This window comes from Sphaerisporangium fuscum (genome assembly GCF_018531465.1).
GTDB lineage: Bacteria > Actinomycetota > Actinomycetes > Streptosporangiales > Streptosporangiaceae > Sphaerisporangium > Sphaerisporangium fuscum.
The window spans coordinates 136,663-156,191 of record NZ_JAHDTF010000013.1 but is presented as its reverse complement, the minus strand read 5'-3'; the positions used below and the strand labels follow the sequence as shown (position 1 = coordinate 156,191).

18 protein-coding genes are annotated in these 19,529 nt (G+C 71.6%); 9 read left to right on the top strand and 9 right to left on the bottom strand.

Going from position 1 to position 19,529, the window contains the following annotated elements; translation table 11 throughout:
• Positions 1-48: 48 nt before the first annotated feature.
• The 4 genes from KIK05_RS17275 to KIK05_RS17260 form a co-directional block, all read right to left on the bottom strand.
• The gene (locus KIK05_RS17275) at positions 49-1,017 is read right to left on the bottom strand and encodes an acetylxylan esterase (protein WP_214411748.1); all 969 of its coding nucleotides are present in this window, start codon (positions 1,015-1,017) and stop codon (positions 49-51) included.
• A gap of 198 nt (positions 1,018-1,215) precedes the next feature.
• On the bottom strand, positions 1,216-1,806 hold the full coding sequence (locus KIK05_RS17270) for an HD domain-containing protein (RefSeq protein ID WP_214411747.1): 591 nt from the start codon (positions 1,804-1,806) through the stop codon (positions 1,216-1,218).
• A 120-nt stretch (positions 1,807-1,926) separates the two neighbouring features.
• A complete protein-coding gene (locus KIK05_RS17265; RefSeq protein WP_250562939.1) occupies positions 1,927-2,391 on the bottom strand; it encodes a cupin domain-containing protein in 465 nt (154 codons plus the stop codon).
• A gap of 239 nt (positions 2,392-2,630) precedes the next feature.
• Positions 2,631-3,554, bottom strand: coding sequence for an NADP-dependent oxidoreductase (locus KIK05_RS17260; RefSeq protein WP_214411746.1), 924 nt, complete (start codon positions 3,552-3,554; stop codon positions 2,631-2,633).
• Positions 3,555-3,824: 270 nt separating this feature from the next.
• Here KIK05_RS17260 and KIK05_RS17255 point away from each other — a divergent pair, with 270 nt between their 5' ends.
• Together KIK05_RS17255 and KIK05_RS17250 are read left to right on the top strand one after the other, a co-directional pair.
• On the top strand, positions 3,825-4,475 hold the full coding sequence (locus KIK05_RS17255) for a hypothetical protein (RefSeq protein WP_214411745.1): 651 nt from the start codon (positions 3,825-3,827) through the stop codon (positions 4,473-4,475).
• 21 nt (positions 4,476-4,496) lie between these two features.
• A complete protein-coding gene (locus KIK05_RS17250; RefSeq protein WP_214411744.1) occupies positions 4,497-5,114 on the top strand; it encodes an HD domain-containing protein in 618 nt (205 codons plus the stop codon).
• 73 nt (positions 5,115-5,187) lie between these two features.
• Here KIK05_RS17250 and KIK05_RS17245 read toward each other — a convergent pair whose 3' ends face one another.
• Both KIK05_RS17245 and KIK05_RS17240 read right to left on the bottom strand, forming a co-directional pair.
• Positions 5,188-5,454 carry a DUF4031 domain-containing protein gene (locus KIK05_RS17245; RefSeq protein ID WP_214411743.1) on the bottom strand — a complete coding sequence of 89 codons (267 nt, stop codon included), beginning with the start codon at positions 5,452-5,454 and terminating at the stop codon, positions 5,188-5,190.
• Positions 5,451-5,936, bottom strand: a complete 486-nt coding sequence (locus KIK05_RS17240; protein WP_214411742.1) for a MarR family winged helix-turn-helix transcriptional regulator — start codon at positions 5,934-5,936, stop codon at positions 5,451-5,453. Before KIK05_RS17240 ends, KIK05_RS17245 begins: the two co-directional genes overlap by 4 nt.
• 30 nt (positions 5,937-5,966) lie before the next feature.
• Between KIK05_RS17240 and KIK05_RS17235 the strand changes: the two genes are divergently transcribed.
• Positions 5,967-6,386, top strand: a complete 420-nt coding sequence (locus KIK05_RS17235; RefSeq protein ID WP_308249962.1) for a VOC family protein — start codon at positions 5,967-5,969, stop codon at positions 6,384-6,386.
• 21 nt (positions 6,387-6,407) lie between these two features.
• Here KIK05_RS17235 and KIK05_RS17230 read toward each other — a convergent pair whose 3' ends face one another.
• Positions 6,408-7,124, bottom strand: a complete 717-nt coding sequence (locus KIK05_RS17230; protein WP_214411741.1) for a rhomboid family intramembrane serine protease — start codon at positions 7,122-7,124, stop codon at positions 6,408-6,410.
• A 181-nt stretch (positions 7,125-7,305) separates the two neighbouring features.
• Here KIK05_RS17230 and KIK05_RS17225 point away from each other — a divergent pair, with 181 nt between their 5' ends.
• From KIK05_RS17225 to KIK05_RS17205, 5 genes are all read left to right on the top strand, one after another.
• Positions 7,306-8,832: an SDR family oxidoreductase gene (locus tag KIK05_RS17225; protein ID WP_214411740.1), complete on the top strand. Its 1,527-nt coding sequence runs from the start codon at positions 7,306-7,308 to the stop codon at positions 8,830-8,832.
• An 89-nt stretch (positions 8,833-8,921) separates the two neighbouring features.
• Positions 8,922-10,028 carry a glycoside hydrolase family 12 protein gene (locus KIK05_RS17220; protein ID WP_214411739.1) on the top strand — a complete coding sequence of 369 codons (1,107 nt, stop codon included), beginning with the start codon at positions 8,922-8,924 and terminating at the stop codon, positions 10,026-10,028.
• A gap of 343 nt (positions 10,029-10,371) precedes the next feature.
• Positions 10,372-11,253: an endonuclease domain-containing protein gene (locus KIK05_RS17215; protein ID WP_214411738.1), complete on the top strand. Its 882-nt coding sequence runs from the start codon at positions 10,372-10,374 to the stop codon at positions 11,251-11,253.
• Positions 11,253-11,915, top strand: a complete 663-nt coding sequence (locus KIK05_RS17210; protein ID WP_214411737.1) for a hypothetical protein — start codon at positions 11,253-11,255, stop codon at positions 11,913-11,915. The genes KIK05_RS17215 and KIK05_RS17210 overlap by 1 nt, the downstream gene beginning before the upstream one ends.
• Positions 11,915-15,082: an ATP-binding protein gene (locus KIK05_RS17205; RefSeq protein ID WP_214411841.1), complete on the top strand. Its 3,168-nt coding sequence runs from the start codon at positions 11,915-11,917 to the stop codon at positions 15,080-15,082. The genes KIK05_RS17210 and KIK05_RS17205 overlap by 1 nt, the downstream gene beginning before the upstream one ends.
• A gap of 68 nt (positions 15,083-15,150) precedes the next feature.
• Here the strand turns inward: KIK05_RS17205 and KIK05_RS17200 are convergent, their stop codons facing one another.
• Positions 15,151-16,992 carry a serine hydrolase domain-containing protein gene (locus KIK05_RS17200; protein ID WP_214411736.1) on the bottom strand — a complete coding sequence of 614 codons (1,842 nt, stop codon included), beginning with the start codon at positions 16,990-16,992 and terminating at the stop codon, positions 15,151-15,153.
• A 201-nt stretch (positions 16,993-17,193) separates the two neighbouring features.
• Positions 17,194-18,729: an alpha/beta fold hydrolase gene (locus KIK05_RS17195; RefSeq protein ID WP_214411735.1), complete on the bottom strand. Its 1,536-nt coding sequence runs from the start codon at positions 18,727-18,729 to the stop codon at positions 17,194-17,196.
• A 241-nt stretch (positions 18,730-18,970) separates the two neighbouring features.
• Between KIK05_RS17195 and KIK05_RS17190 the strand changes: the two genes are divergently transcribed.
• Positions 18,971-19,504 (top strand): 2,4'-dihydroxyacetophenone dioxygenase family protein, encoded by a 534-nt coding sequence (locus KIK05_RS17190; protein ID WP_214411734.1) that lies wholly within the window; start codon positions 18,971-18,973, stop codon positions 19,502-19,504.
• The last annotated feature ends 25 nt before the right edge of the window (positions 19,505-19,529 follow it).

Here is a 19,529-nt window from a genome sequence, read left to right as displayed (position 1 = left end):
GCCTCTCCCGGCGCCCGCGCGCCGGGAGAGACCCGGGCCACCGGGGCGTTAGCGCAGGTGCTTGGCGAGCCAGCGCAGCTTGGCCACGTCGTGGAAGGCCTGACCGCCCTCGTGGCCGTTGAACGGGTACACCTCGATCTCCTTGCTCCCCGCGTAGTGGTTGTAGGCGGAGAACACCGTCGAGGGCGGGGTGATCTCGTCCATCAGCGCGACCGAGAACAGCGCCGGCGCCGTGGCCCCGCGCCCGAGGTTCGAGACGTCGAAGTAGGACAGTGTCCGGTAGACCCGGTCGACATGGTCGCGGTGCACCTTGAGGTACCGGGCGACCTCGGCGTAGGGATTGGTGTCCACGAGGGTCGTCGCCCGCGGGAAGTCGGACAGGAAGGGCACGTCGGGCGCGGCGGCCACCACGTCGTCGGCCAGTCCGGCGACGGCGATCGTGATGGCGCCGCCCTGGCTGCCTCCGGTGAGCGCGACCCGGGTGGCGTCGACCGCGGGATGGGCGCGCACGGCGTCGACCGCGCGGACACCGTCGGTGAAGACCCTCCGGTAGTAGTACTCACGCGGGTCCAGCACGCCGCGCGTCATGAAGCCCGGGTGCTGCGGATCACCGTTCGCCCCTGCGTCGGGCGTGTCGCCGACGCCCCCGCCGGAGCCCTGGCCTCGGGTGTCCATCACGAAGTGGGCGTATCCCGCGGCCGCGTACAGGACGCGCTCGTGCGGCAGGCCGCGTCCGCCGCCGTACCCGATGTACTCCACCACCGCCGGCAGCGGGCCCGGCCGGTTCGCCGGCAGGTGCAGCCAGCCCCGGATCTCCTGCCCGCCGAAGCCCGCGTACCGGACGTCGAACGTCTCGATGACGGCCAGCCCGCTGTCGACCGGTTCGAACACGGCGCCCAAATCGTACGCCCGCGCCTCGCGCAGCGTCTCGCTCCAGAACTCGTCGAAGTCGTGGGGCACCTGGAGGTCGGGGCGGTATTCGCGCAGCCGGTCGAGGGGCATGTCGAAATGAGGCATGCGGCGTCCTTTCGGAGGGAAGCCCATCCGGGTCTTCACGGCACTGGTGATATCCCAACTCATCACCACCCTCACCGTCCACAGGGGAGCCGCTGTGCCCACGTACTACCCGGTGCTTGTCCAGGACCTCGGTTCGCCCTCCACCGAGATCTCTTCGAATCGAAGCAGGGCTGACGGCGAAGTCGGCGATCTTGGAGGTCAGGCGGGTGGACGGCCTTCGAGAGGGTTGGCGGCGATCCGCCCCGCGACGTCGTTCCTGACGGACGCGGCGGCGGCGCTGTCCGGCTTGCGCCTCGCCTGGTCCTCGAAGCACGCGAGGAACTCCGCGCCGAATCCCAGCCGGGGATAGCGGGCGAGCATCTCCGTCCTGGCGTCGGGGGAGAACTCCTCCGGCCGCCGTCCGACCACCTCCCAGCTTGTGGCGACCTGCAGCAGGTGGGACTCGGGGTCGGTGGCCGGGGACACGTCGTCGCGCATGTGCAGCACGATGATCTCGGTGACCCTGGCGGCCCGCTCCGCCGACCAGCCGGCCGCCACGCCGACGACCCAGGCCAGCTGCCCTCCCGTCTCCTCGAACGGCAGCCGATGGCTGTCGAAAGCCTCCGTCAGCCCGATGTCGTGGAGGAGCGCCGAGACGTAGTAGAGCTCGTCATCGAAGCCGATCCCGTGCGCCGTGCCGTACGCCGCTCCCCACAGGTAGGAGCGGACGCAGTGGTTGAACAGCGCGGGCGAGCAGAAACGGGTGGCCACTGCCAGCGCCGCCGAGGCGGCGGGAGTCTCCGGGAACATGGGGCCGGCTTTCATCTGGTCGTCAGGTCTCGGTTTCCAATATCGGCCGCATGCCGGCGCCGATATCCGATGCGGGAATGACGCTGGCCGAACCCGCGCCGTAGCGCCCAGCCGACAGCCCTACCTTGGCGGATCGTCGACCTTGAGTTTGTCTCCCGTATCGGAGATGAAGACGACCAACAGCTTCGCCGGTCGCGTCCGGCTGGTGTTCTCCGTGAGCACATGGTGGGCGCCCGGCTGCTCGACCCAGTTCTCCCCTCGGCGGTACGTGCGCACCGGCTCGCCTTCGAGCCGGCTGCGCACAGTGCCCTCGAGAACGTAGGCGTAGACGAAAGCCTTGCCGTGCCGATGCGGCACCGCGCGTGCGGCGGGCGGGAACTTCACGATCGCTGAGGTGAACGTCTTGCCCTTGACGTTTGGAAGCGCCCGTTCCAAGAGAGGCGACAGCGTCTCGGACGGCGGCTGCGAAACCGTGGCGGCCACCGGCACCTGGCCGGTCGCGCGTTCTGCTGGGGGCGCGCATGCGACGGACGCGGTCAACATTCCGGCAGCCAGAAGGCCACCGGCGAACGGTACTCGAATCATGACGGCTCTCCTATCCTGCTTGGACCTCTCAGGCGCACCGGGTGATCGCGAGGCGTCCCGGATTCCGCCCACACAGCTGAAGTGGTTCACCTGGGGATGGGCATCGGTCAGGAGGAGTGATGATTAGGCTGTCCGGGATTTCGGAGCCCAACCAGGGGCTGATTCAAGCCTTGGTGATGGCCTGCTCAAATGCGGCCGAGCCGACGCGACGTCACCGGCCGACTGAGCCGGCCTGCCGGCTATTCGCCTTCCGTGACCCGGATGATCGTCTTGCCGTGGGTGCGCTGGGCGGGCGTGAACGCGGACGGCGCCTCGGCGAGCGTCCGCACGGCCCCGACGATCGGACGGAGCCGTCCGTCCCGGACCCGCCGTGCCAGTTCCGTGAGCCGGGCACGATCGGACTCGACGACGAAGAAGATCGCCTGCCCGTCACGGGGCCGGACGGTGGGCGGCGAGACGATGGTGACGAGTGTGCCGCCGGCGCGCACCAGCGCGGCCGAGCGGTCCAGGATGTCACCGCCGATCACGTCGAACACCACGTCGACCTGACCGGCATCTTCAAGAGGATCGGCCTGCAGGTCCAGGAAGGCGTCCACGCCGAGGCCGAGTGCGGTCTCCCTGTCGCCGGCCCTGCCGGTGCCGATCACCCGGGCTCCTGCCTCGCGTGCGAGCTGCACCGCGACAGAACCGACACCGCCCGCGCTACCGTGGATCAGGACGGTCTGGCCGGCAGCCAGGCGGCCGTGGTCGAACAGGCCCTGCCACGCGGTCAGTCCCGAGATCGGCAGTGCGGCCGCCACGGTGTGGTCGATGCCGGCCGGCAGCGGCGCGAGGTCGCGGGCCTCCACCGCCACGTACTCGGCCAGTGAGCCGTTACGGGTCCAGTCGGTCATCCCGAACACCCTCTGGCCGACGGTCAGACCGGCTGTCCCGTATCCCAGCTCGGCGACGATACCCGACACCTCATGCCCGGGCACACTGGGCGTCCGGTCGTGGCCGGCGCGATCGAACCACGTTCCCGGCCAGTCGAGCTCTCCGGGGGTGAAACCTGCGGCATGCACCCGGACGACGACGTCGTTCTCGGCGGCGTGCGGGTATGGCTCTTCCGTCAGGGAAAGCCCGGCCAGACCGGCGGCGCGGTCTCGAACGGTGATGGCTCGCATGACGGGTCCTCGCTGGTGGGGGAGATATCGAACAGGACGAACGTTCAGGCGTTCTCCTCCCGGACGCGTCCCTTCCGTGGAGTGAAGGGGCCACTGTCCCTTTCATGACGACCTTCCCCGGCCACCGGGACGCAAGCCCGCCACCAGCGAGGGCCGCCGGCGCGGCGCGCTGCTGGGCGAGCCGCGCGGGTGAGGTGAACCAGGGCGTGCGGCCGGGCGTCCTTCCGTGGGAGCCACAGGGGCTTTCCGGGGGGAAACGGAGTTAGCGACATGCGTGGATCGATGGCGGCCGCGACGGCGGTGATCGCGGGGATGCTCGCGCTTCCCGCGCCCGCGCTGGCACAGGGGAAGACGGTGGCCGTGCCCGGTTCGGCCGAGGGCGGAATCCGGACCGCGCCGGCGGCGGTGGCGAAGAAGCTGCTGGCCGCGTGGGCACGGCGGGACAAGAAGGCCGCGGCCGCCGTCGCGACGCCCGCCGCCGTCACGACCCTGTTCGCCTATGCCTACCGGACGCCGGACCGTTTCGCCGGCTGCGCCGCGAACGCGTGCCGGTTCGTGCACACCAGCGTGCGCGTGCCGGGCGGCCTCAACGGCATCTTCATGGTCGTCTCCGGCGGCACCGTGACGAAGGTGTACGAGTCGCGGCACCTCACCTCCGCGCCCAAGGCCGCCAAGTACCTCTTCGCGGCGTGGAAGGCCGGGGACCGCACCCGAGGCCTGGAGATCGCCTCCACGGCGGCCGTGAAGAAGCTGTTCACCACGAAGTTCGGCGGCACCGGCTACACCTTCCAGGGCTGCAACCCCGAGAAGGGCGGCCAGGCCTGCGCGTACTCCTACGAGGGCGGCGCCATGCTGATGCACGTCCGTGGCGGGGCGGCGCGCGGGTACGAGGTGAGGTCGGTCTCGTACGTCGCCGACTGACCCACGTGGCACGATGAGGGCATGCGTGATCTCGCGGCCCGATGGCGTGCGACGGCGGGCGGCACTCCGGCGGCCGAGGCGCTCGGCGCCGAGCTGGCCGCCCGCTGGGCCGAGCCGCACCGGCGCTACCACACCCTCGGCCATCTGAGGGCGGTGCTCGACGCGATCGAGCCGCTCGCGGGCTTCGCGGGCGACCCGGTGGCGGTGCGGCTGGCGGCCTGGTTCCACGACGCGGTGTACGACGGGCGGCCCGGCTGGGACGAGGAGCGCAGCGCCCAGCTGGCCGAGGCCCGGCTGCCGAGGCTGCCGGCCGCCGCCGGACGGGTGGCCGAGGTGGCGCGGCTGGTGCGGCTGACGGCGGGCCACGACCCGGCGCCCGGCGACCGCGACGGCGAGGTGCTGTGCGACGCCGACCTCGCCGTGCTCGCCGGGCCGGACTACGGCGCCTACGCCCGCGCCGTGCGCGAGGAGTACCGCCACGTGCCGGACGAGGCGTTCAGGGCGGGCCGGGCGCATGTGCTGGGGACGCTGCTCGCCATGCCGCGCCTGTACCGCACGCCGCCGGGCCGGGAGCTGTGGGAGGCCGCGGCCCGCGCGAACGTCCGCGCCGAACTCGCCGCGCTCGGCGTGCCGTCCTGACCGGACGCCCGGCGGTTCACCGGTGGCCGTCCGGCACAAGGGTGACCCGGCGCCTCCCCGGGTTCCGGGTGGTTCAGGCGCGGGTGCGCCGCCGTCGCAGGCCGGCGCCGATCAGGCGTTTCACCAGCGTCTGGGACGAGACGGGGTCCGCTCCCAGGGTGATCGCCCGGTCGTACACCGTCTCCGGCACGTCGTAGTGGTCGCGGTCGAACGCGCGGGGCGGGACGCCGAGCCGGGCGGCGAAGGCGTGCAACTCCTCCAGCGAGCTGTCGCTGACCAGATGCGACCACAGCAGGCCGCGCGGCCCCGGCCAGTTCGGGGGATCGATCAGGACGGTCACACCGGCACGATACCGGTGCCGGGTGAGTACGCCGCGCGGGCGTCCAGCGCCGCGTAGGCCTTGCGCAGCAGGTGGTGCAGCGTCTCGCGCTCGTCCTCGTCCAGCCCGGCCAGCAGGTCGTCGCGCACCTGCCGGGCCAGGCGCAGCGCCTCGGCGAGCGCCTCCCGCCCCGCGGGGCTGATGGAGACGGAGTAGCGGCGCCGGTCGGCGGGGTCGCGGTCGCGTACGACCAGGTCGCGGGGGAGCAGGGTGTCCATCACGGCGACCAGGTCGCTCGGGTCGATGCCGAGCCGCCTGCCGAGGTCGCGCTGGGAGGAGGGGCCGAAGTCGGCGAGGGCGGCGAGGACCGCCAGATGCCACAGGCCGAGCCCCACCGACTCCAGCCGCTCGCCCATGCCGCGCCGCCCGGCGAGCCCGGTCTTGGACAGCAGGAACGGGGTGATCCCCAGCAGGGACGGCGGCAGTTGCGCGATATCGGTCACCCCGACAGGATAGGGCCATACCAATCATTGGTGACGACCAATCATTTGGAGGCGACGATGGACGCCCTGTATCCCCGCCTGCTGGTCTCGCGCTTCGCCGACAGCTTCCGCTTCTACGACGGCGTGCTGACCGAGGTCGCCGGCGGAACACGCGTGAAGGGTGAGCCGTCCGGCCCGTACGCCAACTGGGACCTCGGCGAGGAGGCCCTGCTGGCGCTGCTGGACCGGTCGATGATGGAGCGGCTCACCGAACTCGCGCCGCCGGCCGCCGGCGACTCGGTCATGATCGTGCTGAAGGTCGACGACGTGGCGCTGGCCGCCGAGACGGGCGTGAAGTACGGCGGCCGGGTCGTCGCGCCGCCGGCCGACCGGCCCGAATGGGGCCCGACGGCACGCACCGCCCACCTGCGCGACCCCGAGGGCAACCTGGTGGAGTTCCAGTCGTACTGACGGCACCGCCGTCCGGCGGCCTCACAGACCGAGGTCGTCGAGCTCCTTGAGCAGCGCGGCGCGGGAGGGGTCGCCGCTGGTGACGTCGGGCCGGCCCAGGCCCTTGGGGGCCGAGCCGGCGACCCCGCGCGCCGCCTCGCCCTGCGCCGCGGCCCGGGGACGCCGGTCACGGAACAGCCATCCGCCCAGGATGCCGCCCACGAAGCCGAACAGGTGCCCCTGCCAGCTGAACTCGTCGGACGGCAGCAGCCCGGTGAACTGGTAGGCGAAGCACAGCGCCATCACCAGGCCGACGACGATGTCGATGCCGTGCCGGTCGAACAGGCCGCGCACCAGGATGTAGCCGAAGTAGCCGAACACGACCCCGCTCGCGCCCGCCGTGACGCTGTGCCCGCTCGCCACGAACCACACCCCGAGGCCGCTGGCCAGCGCGATCAGGGCCGTCACGCCGAGGAACCTCACCACGCCGCGGTAGGCCGCGAGGAAGCCGAAGACGAACAGCGGCCCGGAGTTGCCCTCGATGTGCTCCCAGCTCCAGTGCAGGAACGGCGCCGAGATGATGCCCGGCAGCCCGGAGGGATCGCGGGCGACGATGCCGAAGGACCTGCTCAGGGCGTACCCGCCGGCCCAGTTGGCGATCTGGACCAGCCAGATGAACGCCAGGAACCCGACCATGACCCAGAACGCCTTCCGGGCCTCCGCGACCATGATCTCGGCCGTCTGCCTCTCGGTGCCCACGCCGCCTCCCCTGACCCGCTCGCGTCCCCTGCCCGGCACCTGGACGGCCGGAGGGTCGCGCCCACCCGCGCACGTATTTTGACCCATCCCGCCCGGCGAGGCCACCTCGGCGGAGTTCGCCCCACGTGGCGGCCCGCGACCGGGTAGGGCCTCCGGTACGAAGGAAGGCGGGGGTGGTCACATGACGCTGTGCCTGGTGACCGGCGCGACCGGTTACATCGGCGGCAGGCTGGTGCCGCGGCTGCTGGAGGCCGGGCACGAGGTGCGCTGCATGGCGCGATCGCCCGGCCGGCTGCGCGACCACGACTGGTACGGCCGCGTGCAACTGGCCGAGGCGGACGCCACCCGGCGCGAGGAGACCAGGGCCGCGCTCGAAGGGGTCGAGGTCGCCTTCTACCTGATCCACACGATGGCCTCCGGCCGCGACTTCGCCGAGAAGGACCGCGAGGCGGCCAGGATCTTCGCGCGGGCGGCGGCGGAGGCGGGGGTGCGCCGCATCGTCTACCTGGGCGGGCTCTCCCCGGGGGAGCGGCCCTCGCCGCACATGCGCTCGCGCGCCGAGGTGGAGCGGATCCTGCTCGACTCGCCGGTGCCCGCCGTCGCGTACCGGGCCTCGATGATCATCGGCTCGGGGTCGGTCTCGTTCGAGATGCTGCGGTACCTCACCGAACGGCTGCCGGCCATGACCACGCCCCGCTGGGTGCGCACCCGCACCCAGCCCATCGCGATCAGGGACGTGCTGCGCTACCTGGTGGCGGCAGTCGGCGTCCCCGGCGAGGTGAACCGCGCGTTCGACATCGGCGGCCCGGACGTCATGACCTACGCCGACATGATGCAGGGCTACGCCGCCGTCGCGGGCCTGCCTCCCCGGCTGATCATCCCGGTCGCGGTGCTGACGCCCAGGCTGTCGAGCTACTGGGTGGGGCTGGTCACCCCGGTGCCCTCCGGGGTGGCGCGGCCGCTGGTGGAGTCGCTGCGCAACGAGGCGGTGTGCCGCGAGCACGACATCGCCCGGTACGTCCCGGACCCGCCCGAGGGCCTCATCGGGTTCCGGGAGGCGGTGATGCTGGCCCTGCGCCGCATCAAGGAGGCCGACGTGGTGACGCGCTGGTCGTCCGCCTCCACGCCCGGCGCCCCGAGCGACCCGCTGCCGACCGACCCCGACTGGGCGGGCGGCAGCCTGTACGTCGAGGAGCGCGGCGCCGTCGTCGACGCGCCGCCCGAGGCGCTGTGGCGGGTGATCGAGGGCATCGGGGGAGACAACGGGTGGTACTCGCTGCCGGGCGCCTGGCGGCTCCGCGGGCTGCTCGACCGTGTGGTGGGCGGGGTGGGGCTGCGCAGGGGCAGGCGTGACCCGGCGCGGCTGCGCGTGGGCGACGCCCTGGACTTCTGGCGCGTGGAGGAGGTCCAGCCGGGCCGCCTGCTCCGGTTGCGCGCCGAGATGCTGCTGCCCGGGCTGGCCTGGCTGGAGCTGACGTGCCGGCGCGAGGACGGCAGGACGGTGTACGGCCAGCGGGCGATCTTCCACCCGCACGGCCTGCTCGGGCACCTGTACTGGCAGGCGCTGCGCCCCTTCCACGGCCTGATCTTCGGCCGTATGCCGGGCAACGTGGCCGAGGCCGCCCGCGCGCTGGGCTCCGCTGAAACTTTCAGCTCCCGCACGGGCATGACGCCTGGTCAGACGGCAGGGGAGGGGCGGCCTTCCTGACGGGCGCTGTCGCGGGGACGTCCGGCGGACCTAGGGTCACGAGGAATATGGGAGCGCTCCCACCCACCCTTCTCGTCCCCGGAGCGAAGATGAAACGTCGAGCACTCCGAGCCCTGGCGGCCGTCCTCGCCGTCGCCGCCTCGGCCCTCACGGGCGTCGCGGTCGCGGGCCCGGCCCGCGCGGACACCGCGATCTGCCAGAAGTACGGCTCCACCACCATCGCCGGCGGCAAGTACGTCGTGCAGAACAACAACTGGGGCGACGACACCCAGCAGTGCATCAATGTCACCGGGACCGGGTTCACCGTCACCCAGGCGAGCCACAACAAGCCGCAGAACGGCGCGCCCGGCTCCTACCCCTCGATCTACGCCGGCTGCCACTACGCGAACTGCTCCACCGGCAGTGGGCTCCCCATGCGGGTGTCCGACAGCCGGTTCCGGAGCGTCCAGACCAGCGTGAGAATGACCTACCCCTCCACGGGGGTCTACGACGCCTCCTACGACATCTGGTTCGACCCGACCGCGCGCACCGACGGGCAGAACACCGGCGCGGAGCTGATGGTCTGGCTCAACCGCACCGGCAGCGTCCAGCCGGTGGGTTCCCGGGTCGCCACCGTCAGCCTCGCGGGCGGCACGTGGGACGTCTGGTTCGGCAACACCGGCTGGAACGTCGTCTCCTACGTCCGCACCACGCCCACCAGTTCGATCAGCTTCCCCGTCAGCGCCTTCTACGACGACATGCTCGCCCGGGGATACGCGCAGAGCTCCTGGTACATGACGAGCGTCCAGGCGGGCTTCGAGCCCTGGGTCGGGGGCGCGGGCCTGGCGGTGAACGACTTCTCCTACAGCGTCGGCGGCTCCGGCGACGGCGGTGGCGGGGCCGCCTGCAAGGTCGCCTACGCCAAGCAGGAGTGGCCCGGCGGCTTCACGGCCAACGTGACCATCACCAACAGCGGCGGCACCGCGGTGAACGGCTGGACCCTCGCCTTCGCCTTCCCCGGCGACCAGAAGATCACCAACGCCTGGAACGCCACCGTGAGCCAGAGCGGCACCTCCGTCACCGCCAGGAACGCCGCCCACAACGCCTCCATCCCCGCGGGCGGCACCACGTCCTTCGGCTTCCAGGGCACCTGGTCCGCCAACGACAGCACCCCGGCCGCCTACACCCTGAACGGAACGACCTGCACGACCACCTGACCACCCGACCCAGGCCCCCGACGTACGGCACCGCCGTACGTCGGGCCCACCCTTTTTAGGGCAGACCGTTTCTTGAATAAGGCGCGCATTATTCCGGAAAACAACTGAGCTTTCGGTAAATACATGTGCAACACGTGAAAAGACGGATACTCTCTGCGGACGCGGTCTGGTCAGAGCAAAGGGAACCGGCATGGCGGATGGGTGGGCGGAAGTGCCGGCAGGGCGAGTCGTCCGCCTCAGCGGATCCGGTGAAGGGAGCCCGGTATCGGCCGCCGGTCCGCTCCCCGAGGGTTCGCCGGCGATTCTGACCTACTACGCCACCCCCGCGCCGTCCGTCGCGGAAATGGTCGCCACGGTCCTGCGCGAGCTCGAATCGGCCGCCATGGAATGCTTCCCGGCCTGGCTCCCGGGCGCCGAGGGCGTCCACCACCCCGGCGGCGGGGGAGTGGCCGCCGTCCGGTCCCTCGCGGTGCGCATGAGTTCCGCCGGCGCACACTTTGGACCGTTCCTCGCCGACCTGTCCGAAGCCGCTCTGACCGGACGACCCCGCCGGCCGACCCGGTTCGGCCCGGAGGTGCGGGCGGCGGGGCTCGCGCGAGTGCTAGCGGCGGCATCCGGACGGCCTGGGGCCGCGCTGCTCGTGCGGGTGCCCGCGGGGTTCTCCCCGCTGGAGGAGGAAGTGCTCGTGGCGGGATGCGAGTGGCTGGCCGGACACGGCGACTTCGCCGTCTGGCTCGCCGGCGCCCCGCTCGCGTACGTCGACCGTGTCGCGACCATCCACGTGCCGGGATGCCCCACCGAGAACGCCCCTATCGCGGCGGGGGAACAGGCCCCCCGGCCGCCCATCGCCTACCCGCCGGTCGCGGGCGAACCGCATCCGGGCAGCAGGGCCGAGAAGGCGCTGGAGGCCGCCCTGGCGCCGCTCCCTTGGGCGTGGGGGCGGGCCTGGAACCAGACCTACCGCCCGCATCCGCTCGCCACCCCGATAAGGGTCGATCTGCTCTGGCGGGACGCGCGGTGCGTGGTGGAGATCGACGGCCGGGAGCACTGGCGCGGAGGGCGCCAGGCCGACGACCACCTGCGTGACGCGCGACTGCGCGCGGACGGCTTCGTTGTGCTCCGCTTCACCAACACGCAGGTCCTGGACGACGTCGGCGCCGTCGTCGGCGTGCTGGAGGGGTTCCTGCGCGACCGCCGTTTTGGAACGTTGGAAAGGAACGGGTAGTGCCCGACGAGAAACTGTCCTTGCCCGAACTGACCGCCCTGGTGGTCCTGATGCGCGAGGCGAGAGAGGTCTCCAACCCCGAGCTCGAGAAGGCCTACGGCCTGACGCTGACGGGGACGCCTCGCAAGCGGCTGAACGCCATGAAGCTCGTCGAAAGCCACAAGCGGGGACGGGCGTACGGACACGTGCTGACCGAGGCGGGATGGGCGCGGCTCGGGGAGGAGCTCCGCGTCGGCGTCGCCCGGCCGGCGGGATCGGCGGGCGCCCTCGCCTACGTGCTGGCCCAGGGCCTCCAGCAGCTCATGCAGCGCACGGGACACGTCCTGGCCGACGTGTTCGCCCCGGCCGGCGACCTCGCCCCGGCCGGACCCCCGGTTCCGTCCCCGCCCGCCTCCCCCGAGCAGGACGTCCAGGCCCGGATCAGGGCCGCCTATGCCGAGATCGGCGGCCGGCCCGGTGCGTACGTCGGCCTGACCGAGCTTCGCAGGCGCCTGGGAGAGGTGCCGAGAGCGGAGGTGGACCGGGCCCTCAGGGCGATGAACCGTCTCCCCGACGTGAACATCGTCCCCGAGTCCAACCAGAAGACCCTCACCCCGGAGGACCGCGAGGCGGCGGTGACCATCGGCGACCAGGAGAAGCACGTCCTGTGGATCGGAGCGTGATGACGGACGACGAGCGCCGCGCGCTGGAGGCGTTGAGGTTCAACTACACCGAGGGGCCGGGGGACGTGTGGCGGCCCTCTGAGGTCCATGTCGACGGGCTGAACCGCCGCACCGCGCAGATGATCCTCGACGGGCTCTCAGAAGTGGGCGACAGCGTGGAGGCGAGCCCGCTCGGGCTCGTCCTGCAGGGGCAGCGCGGCACCGGGAAGACCCACCTGCTCGGCTGGGTGCGCGAGAGGGTCCAGGAGGACGGCGGCTACTTCTTCCTCGTCGGGCTGCTCGACGCCAGGGACTTCTGGCAGAGCGTGCTGGTCTCGATGCTCGACAGCCTGGCCCGGCAGGTCGACGGTGAGAGCCAGCTGCGGATGTTCCTGCTGCGCCTGTCGTCGTACGTCGGCGTGCCGCGCATGGTGCGCCGGGAACTGGTCGGCAAGGCTCCGCTAACGAAGGCCGCGCTGGACGTCTTCGTGGAAGGCCTTCGCCGGTTCGACGGGCGGGTGGGCACAGAGGCCCAGGACACGCTGCGGGCCCTGGTCCTGCGGGCGTCGGACGACCTGCGGGCACAGGACGTCGGGCACACCTACCTGCTGTCGGAGCCGGAGGAGGAACCGGGGGAGCGCGCGGCCTGGGGGATGCGACGCCGCGGCAAGTCGGCGCAGGAGATCGTCCAGGACGTCTCCCGGCTGCTCGCCTTCACCGGCCCGTCGGTCATCGCGGTCGACCAGTTCGATCCGCTGGTCACGCAGGCGTCCATCAGCATGATGCACAACGCCGAGCTCGACTGGCGCCAGTCCCTCGTGCTGGAGCAGATCGCGGGCGGCCTGATGGGGCTGCGCGAGTACACCTCCCGGACGCTCACCGTGCTGTCCTGCCTTCCCCTCACCTGGGTGCTGATCCAGAAGGCGGCGACCGACACGATCCGCGACCGGTTCCGGGAGGCCGTTCCGCTCATGACGGTCCCGGACTCCAAGATCGGCCGGGAACTGGTCGAGAAGCGGTTCGCGGCGCGGTTCCGCGCGCTCGGGTTCCGGCCGCCGTACCCGACCTGGCCGGTGCTGCCGTCGGCCTTCGACGACGCCCCCGATTACACGCCCCGGCAGCTGCTGATGAAGGTCGACGCCCACATCCAGTCCTGCCGGGTGAACGGCCGCGTCACCGAGCTGGGGACCCTGGCCGGCACGGCGCCGGTCGCGGGCGGTGACGACGGCGCGGTGGCCCCCCAGCGGCTGGACGCCCTCGACGCCCGCTTCGCGGCGCTCCGGGACGCGGCCGAGGTCGCCGACGCCCTCGCCCCCGCGAGCGAGGACGCGGTGGTCCCTGTGCTCCTCGCCGCCGGGCTCACCGCCTGGATCATGGAGCGGGGCGAAGCCGGGCAGGCGCTGACCCTGGATCCTCCGCCGAGTTCCAAACCCTCCCTCCACGCGCGGCTTCGCCGCACGCTGGACGAGTCCATCGGAGACGAGGCCCACTGGGCGTTCCGGGCGATCGCCGCCGAGAACGCCGTCGCCGCGCTGCACCGGCTGCGTACGGCGTGCCTGGCGGCGGGGCTCGACGCCGAGGCCCCCCAGCGGCGGCTGTTCCTGCTGCGCAACGCGCCGTGGGGGTCCGGGCCGCGGACCAGGGAGGCTCTGGCGGCGTTCGAGCGGGCGGGTGGCAGGACGCTCCCGGTGGACGAGCAGGACCTCAAGGCGCTGGCCGCCCTCCGGGACCTGATGGCCGACAACCCGCCGGACCTGCGGGCCTGGCTGGTGGCCAGGAGGCCGACCGGGGAGATCAAGCTGCTGAACGAGGCGCTGGCGGACGTGTGGGCCGGTCTCGCCGAGGGGCCCGAGCCGACGAAAGAGGGGACGGACGGGCGGATCGACGCCGGATCCGTTCCCACCATCCGGGAGGCCGCCGCGTCGTCGCGGGGGCGGGGCGCCGGCGGGGCGGGGCCGTCGATCGTGGTCGGCCGGGCCGCGGACGGGGGCGGCCCGGTCGCCGTTCAGCTGGAGGCGCTGCGCAAGCACACCGCCGTCTTCGCCGGGTCGGGGTCCGGCAAGACGGTGCTTCTGCGCCGTTTGGTCGAGGAGTGCGCGCTTCAGGGGGTCTCGGCCATCGTGCTGGACCCGAACAACGACCTGGCGCGGCTCGGCGACCGATGGCCGGAGGAGCTGGCCCAGTGGGCCCCGGGCGACGCGGCGCGAGCCGAGGAGTACCTGGCGAACACCGACGTGGCCGTCTGGACGCCGTTGCGGGACGGAGGGCGCCCGCTCTCCTTCCAGCCGCTCCCCGACTTCGGCGGGGTGGCGGACGACCCCGACGAGTTCCGCGAGGCCGTGGACACCGCCGTCGCGTCCCTCGCCCCCCGGGCCAAGCTGGTGGGCACGACCAACAAGGTGCACCAGGGCCTCGCCGTGCTGCGGGAGACGCTGACCTACTACGGGCGCCGCGGCCACACGAGCCTGCGAGGGCTGATCGAGGTGCTGTCCTCGCTGCCGGACGGGGTGAGCGAGCTGCTGCACGCCGGAAGGCTCGCCGCCGACATAGCTCAGAACCTCACCGCGGCCATGGTGAACGACCCGCTGCTGGGGGGTTCCGGCACGGCCATGGACCCGGGGATCCTGCTGACCCCGCCCGAGGGCAGGCGGGCCAGGGTCTCGGTCGTCAGCCTGATCGGGCTGCAGTCGGACGAGCAGCGGCAGAGCTTCGTCAACCAGCTGCAGATGGCGCTGTTCGCCTGGATCAAGAAGCACCCGGCGGGAGACCGGCCGCTCGGCGGCCTGTTCGTCATGGACGAGGCGCAGACCTTCGCGCCGTCCGGGGCGATGACCGCCTGCACCCACAGCACGCTGGCCCTGGCATCGCAGGCGCGCAAGTACGGCCTCGGCCTGGTGTTCGCGACGCAGGCGCCGAAGGGGCTGCACAACCGCATCCCGGGGAACGCCGCCACCCAGTTCTTCGGGCTGCTGAACAGTCCCATCCAGATCAGCGCGGCCAGGGAGATGGCCCGGGTGAAGGGCGGCGACGTCCCCCACATCGGGAGGCTGGGCGCGGGGCAGTTCTACGCGGCCGTCGAGGGCGGTCCCTTCGAGCGGATCCAGGCCTCGCTGTGCCTCACGCACCACCCGAAGAGCCCGCTGACGACCGAAGAGGTGATCCAGAGGTCCAGGAGGACAGGCAGGTGACGGCCTCCGCCGGCCGGCGGCGGGGGTGTGTCGGCGGGGCCGCGGCTCGGCGGCCCCGCCGGGTGGGGTCAGGCCCAGCCGTAGACCTTTCTGATGGCGGCGGCGATCTCGTTGACCAGGGGCGTGTTGTCGCCGTTGACCATGACGGCGTAGCCGGCGCCGAGTTCGGGGTAGCCCTTGAACACGGATTTGAAGCCGTAGTTGGAGCCGTCGTGGCCGTAGGAGAACTGCTTGGTGCCCGAGCCGGCGATGAAGAAGCCCCGGCCCATGTCCGGCTGGGGGCCCGGGCTGAGCAGTGTCCGCACGGAGGACCTGGTGAGCGGGCCCGCGATGTCGCCGGAGGCGGTCCAGGCCTTGTTCAGGTAGCACACCAGGCGGCACAGGTCGAGGACGTTGGTGTAGAGGCCGGCGGCGGCGGACTCGGGGTAGCGGTACCGCTTGCCGGGGATCACGGCGCCGGCGGTGGTGTGGCCGGCGGCGAGCTCGAACGAGGGGGACAGCGCGTAGGAGCTGGTCTTCATGCCGAGCGGCCCGAACACCTCCTTGTCCATGTACTCGGCCAGCGACAGGCCGCTCTGCTGCTCCACCATCCGCTGCAGCAGCACGAACCCCGCCCCCGAGTAGTGGTACTCGGCGCCGGGATCGGTGGTGAGCTCGATCTTGGGGGAATTGCCCTCGCCGTTCATGACCTGGAGCAGTGAGGGCACGGTCGCGTTCGGGCCGTAACCGGCGAAGCCGCCGCCTCCGGCGCTGAAGCCGGAACAGGCGTCCGCCGGGGAGGTGGAGCCGCGCCCGATGACGCCGCCCCGGTGGGCCAGCACGCGGTCGATCGTCGGCACCGCCGTCGGTGAGACGCACGAGCGGCGCTGCAGGGTCCAGTCGAGGTAGGGGCCGATGTCGTCGGTCAGCGGCCGCTTGAGCGTCTGCATGAGACGCAGCACGCCGATGGCGCTCACGGCCTTGCTGATCGAGGCGGCCTGGAAGGCGCTCTCGGGGTGCGCGGCGCCCGCGCCGCCCGCCTCCAGCCGCCCGTAGCCGGTGGACCAGGCGATCTTGTTGCCGACCACGACCGCGATCGCGACGCCCGGTGTCTTCCAGTAGCTCATCCGCTGCCAGATGGTCGAGCCGCCCACGGCGTTCTCGACCTGCCGCGGGCGGTCGGCGGGCAGCGCCGGCACCTTGCCCCGGGAGGCGATCGACCAGCCGGTGTTGACGGGGGAGAAGGCCAGGTTGTGCAGTTGCCAGCCGCCGGCGGCCAGGCTCTTCATTTGGGTGAAGCACTCGTCGTCGATGCCGCGCGCGTAGAAGTCGTCCTGTGCGACGACCACCCACCCTCCGGCGCGGGGGAAGGCGACGCGCGTCACCCGGCGTCCGCCCTGCGTCAGGTTGCGCATCATCTGGTAGCACTCGTCGTCGACGCCGTGGGCGAAGAAGTCCTTGGTGGCCGCCACCACCCAGCGGTCGCCGCCCGCCGGCGGGAAGGCGACGTCGACGACCTGCTGCCCGGCCTTGTAACAGTCGAGGACCCGCTGGTAGCACGCCTGCGGGATGCCGCGCGCGGACACCCCCTTGTCCCCGGTGATCACCCAGCGGTTCCCGCCTTCGGCGGGGAAGGCGACGCAGTGGATCCGCCAGCCGGCGGCGATGCGCTTGCCCAGCTCGGTGAAGCACTCGTCGGGAATGCCCCGGGCGAAGTAGTGGCCGTCCTGGGTGACGATGACCCAGCCGTTGGACGGTGTGAAGGCGAACGACGTGATGCCGCGGGGGGCCAGCTCCTTCAGCTTCGTCTGGGCCTCGGCGGGGATGCGGCGGGCGGCGAAGGGGTAGCTCGCGGCGTACGCCGGCCGGCTGAAAGTCGGGGCGGCCAGGCCGGCGGCGCCGGCCAGCGCGAGAAAACCTCTCCGGTTCATCCAGAAACTCCTCAGGGCGGCACTGAAACGCGCCCCGTGGGGGGCGCGCGCGATCGTGGACTCCCCGCATCTTTGCAGACGTCCGGGACATCCTCGTCATGCCTCAGGTCAGAGCGCGGCGCAGCAGGCGGGCGGCCAGGGACATCCCTCAGCGCGCCGGCCGGCCCGCCGCGGCCGAGCGGCTCGCCGCCATGGCCGAGGTCAGCTCGGGGGCTTGAGGCCCGGGCAGCCCGCGTCGATCCGGCCCGTCTCGAAGTACTTCACCACCTCGGCGGCGCACTCAGGCACCTTGGTGGTCGAGACGTGCACGTCGTCGGCCACCTTGTAGACGGTGCCACCGATGACGCGGCGCGTCTGCAGCGCCCAGTCGTAGACGGACATGTACTCGTACAGGTGCGCGGCCAGCACCAGCGATCCGCCGTCCCGCTTCAGCGTGGCCTGCCGCACCGGCAGCGGCCAGCCGGAACACAGCGCGGTCGTGCCCCAGGCGCGGCCGGTCGCCGGAAAACGCTTCTGGAGCCGCTGGTAGTCATGCCAGGCGGTGGCGAAACTCGGCCGGCTGCTGTCCTCGTTGCACGTGACCGCCCAGTTCATGGTCATGTTCGTCATTTCGGGCGTGCCGGGCAGAGGTGCTCTCATCTGGGCGCCGAGCAGCTCCTTGACGGTGGGCGGGGCGGTGGTGGCCGTCGCCGTCCGCAGCTCGGAGAGGGCCTTGCCCGCGCGTGCCCACTCAGTCGAGTTGCGCCCGGCCAGGTTGGCGACGGCCGAGCCATCGATCGGCTGCGGCAGGTCGGTATAAGTCTTGGGGTTCTTGTCGTAGGCGGTGACGAGCTTCACCACCTGCTCACGCACCTGCTTGGCGGTGGTGCCCAGGCCGTAGATCGCCTCACGGCGTGCCAGCCAGGTGGCCATGCGGCCGAAGTCGCGCTCGACCGCCGCGGCGCTCTCCTCGATGTGCCTGTCGAAACGGGTCCACGGCGGCGCCGGGCTGTCCAGGAAGACCCGTCCGGTGTGAGTGGGGAACAGGCTCCGGTACGCAGCGCCCAGATAGGTGCCCCAGGAGAAACCGAGCAGGTTGAGCGCGCGGTCGCCCAGTGCGGTCCGTACCTGGTCCAGGTCTCTGGCCACGGTGTCGGTGGTGAGCTGCCGCAGGAAGTCCGGGTCGGAGTTCGCGCACTTCAGGTTGGCCGCGACCTGGTGGTCGTAGATCTTCCTGGCCGACTCCTCGGTCAGCGGGCCCGGCTTGTCCGGGCCTCTCGGGCCGGGCTCGCAGACGACCTTGGTGCTGTACCCGACCCCGCGAGGGTCGAAGCCGATGATGTCGTACCGCTCGTTCAGCTCGGCCATCTCATCGTTTCTGAGCGCGGCCCGCAGGATCGGGTCCAGATATCCACTGCCGCCCGGCCCTCCCGGCAGGACGGCGACAGTGCCCAGCCGGTGGTCCTCGTCCGTGGCGGCCAGCCGGGTCACAGCGATGTCGATCTTCGGCCCACCGGGGTCATCGTGGTTCAGCGGCGCGCTGACCGTCCCGCACTCCAGGCGTTTCATCAGGGTACGGAAGTTCGCGACGTGATCCTGCGCCACACCCAGGCTCCGGATCACCTCGTCGGAGTAGGTGGGGCAGGACTTCCACGACACGCTCGGGCTGGAGACGGTGGTGGCGCCCGCCGCGGAAGGCTGCGCCACCAGCGCCGTCAGGGCCAGCGTCAGTGCCGCCAACGATGTTCGGTTCGTCATGCGGCCTATGCCTACCGCCGCGGGTGCTCAAAAAGCGTAAGGCGGCAACGGCGGCGCCGCACCGGGTGTCCGCGATGCGGGAGGACCAGGGCGCCCACGTGGACGTGGTGCTGACGTCGTTCGAGGTGCCCTGCTGGGCCGAGGCATGTCCCGAATGGGCAAACCGCGACGTCCGGGATGGGAAAGACACGGGCGGCACGTCAGAGTTCACTCTCTCCAACACCTGTAAGGAGTTGGAAACATGCCCGAAAAGCCCACCTCGGAGTTCTGGCACGACCTCAAGCCGATCGAGAACTCGCAGAAGCCGGACGCGCTGCCGGAAGTCTATCTTTCCAAGGTCGCCACCGACGACGACCGCTACTACGTCCCGTTCAGCGAGACCGTCGGGTCGCGGCCCCTCTGGATCAACGTCAAGGACAACAGCTGGGCCGACATCCTCCGCGCCAAGGAGGCCGGGCTGGTCAACCGGCACTACCACCCGCACGAGGTGTTCGCCTACACCATCTCCGGCAAGTGGGGGTACCTGGAGCGCGACTGGACGGCCACGGCGGGCGACTTCGTCTACGAGGCGCCGGGCGAGGGGCACACGCTGGTCGCCTACGACAGCGGCGAGCCGATGAAGACGTACTTCATCGTCAAGGGCCCGCTGGTCTGGCTGGACGAGAACGGCGAGCCCGAGGGCATCTTCGACGTCCACGACTACATCGCCATGTGCCGCGAGCACTACGAGAAGGTCGGCATCGGCGCCGACTACGTCAACTCGCTGTTCCGCTGACCGCCCGCGTGGCCTTCTCCTCTGG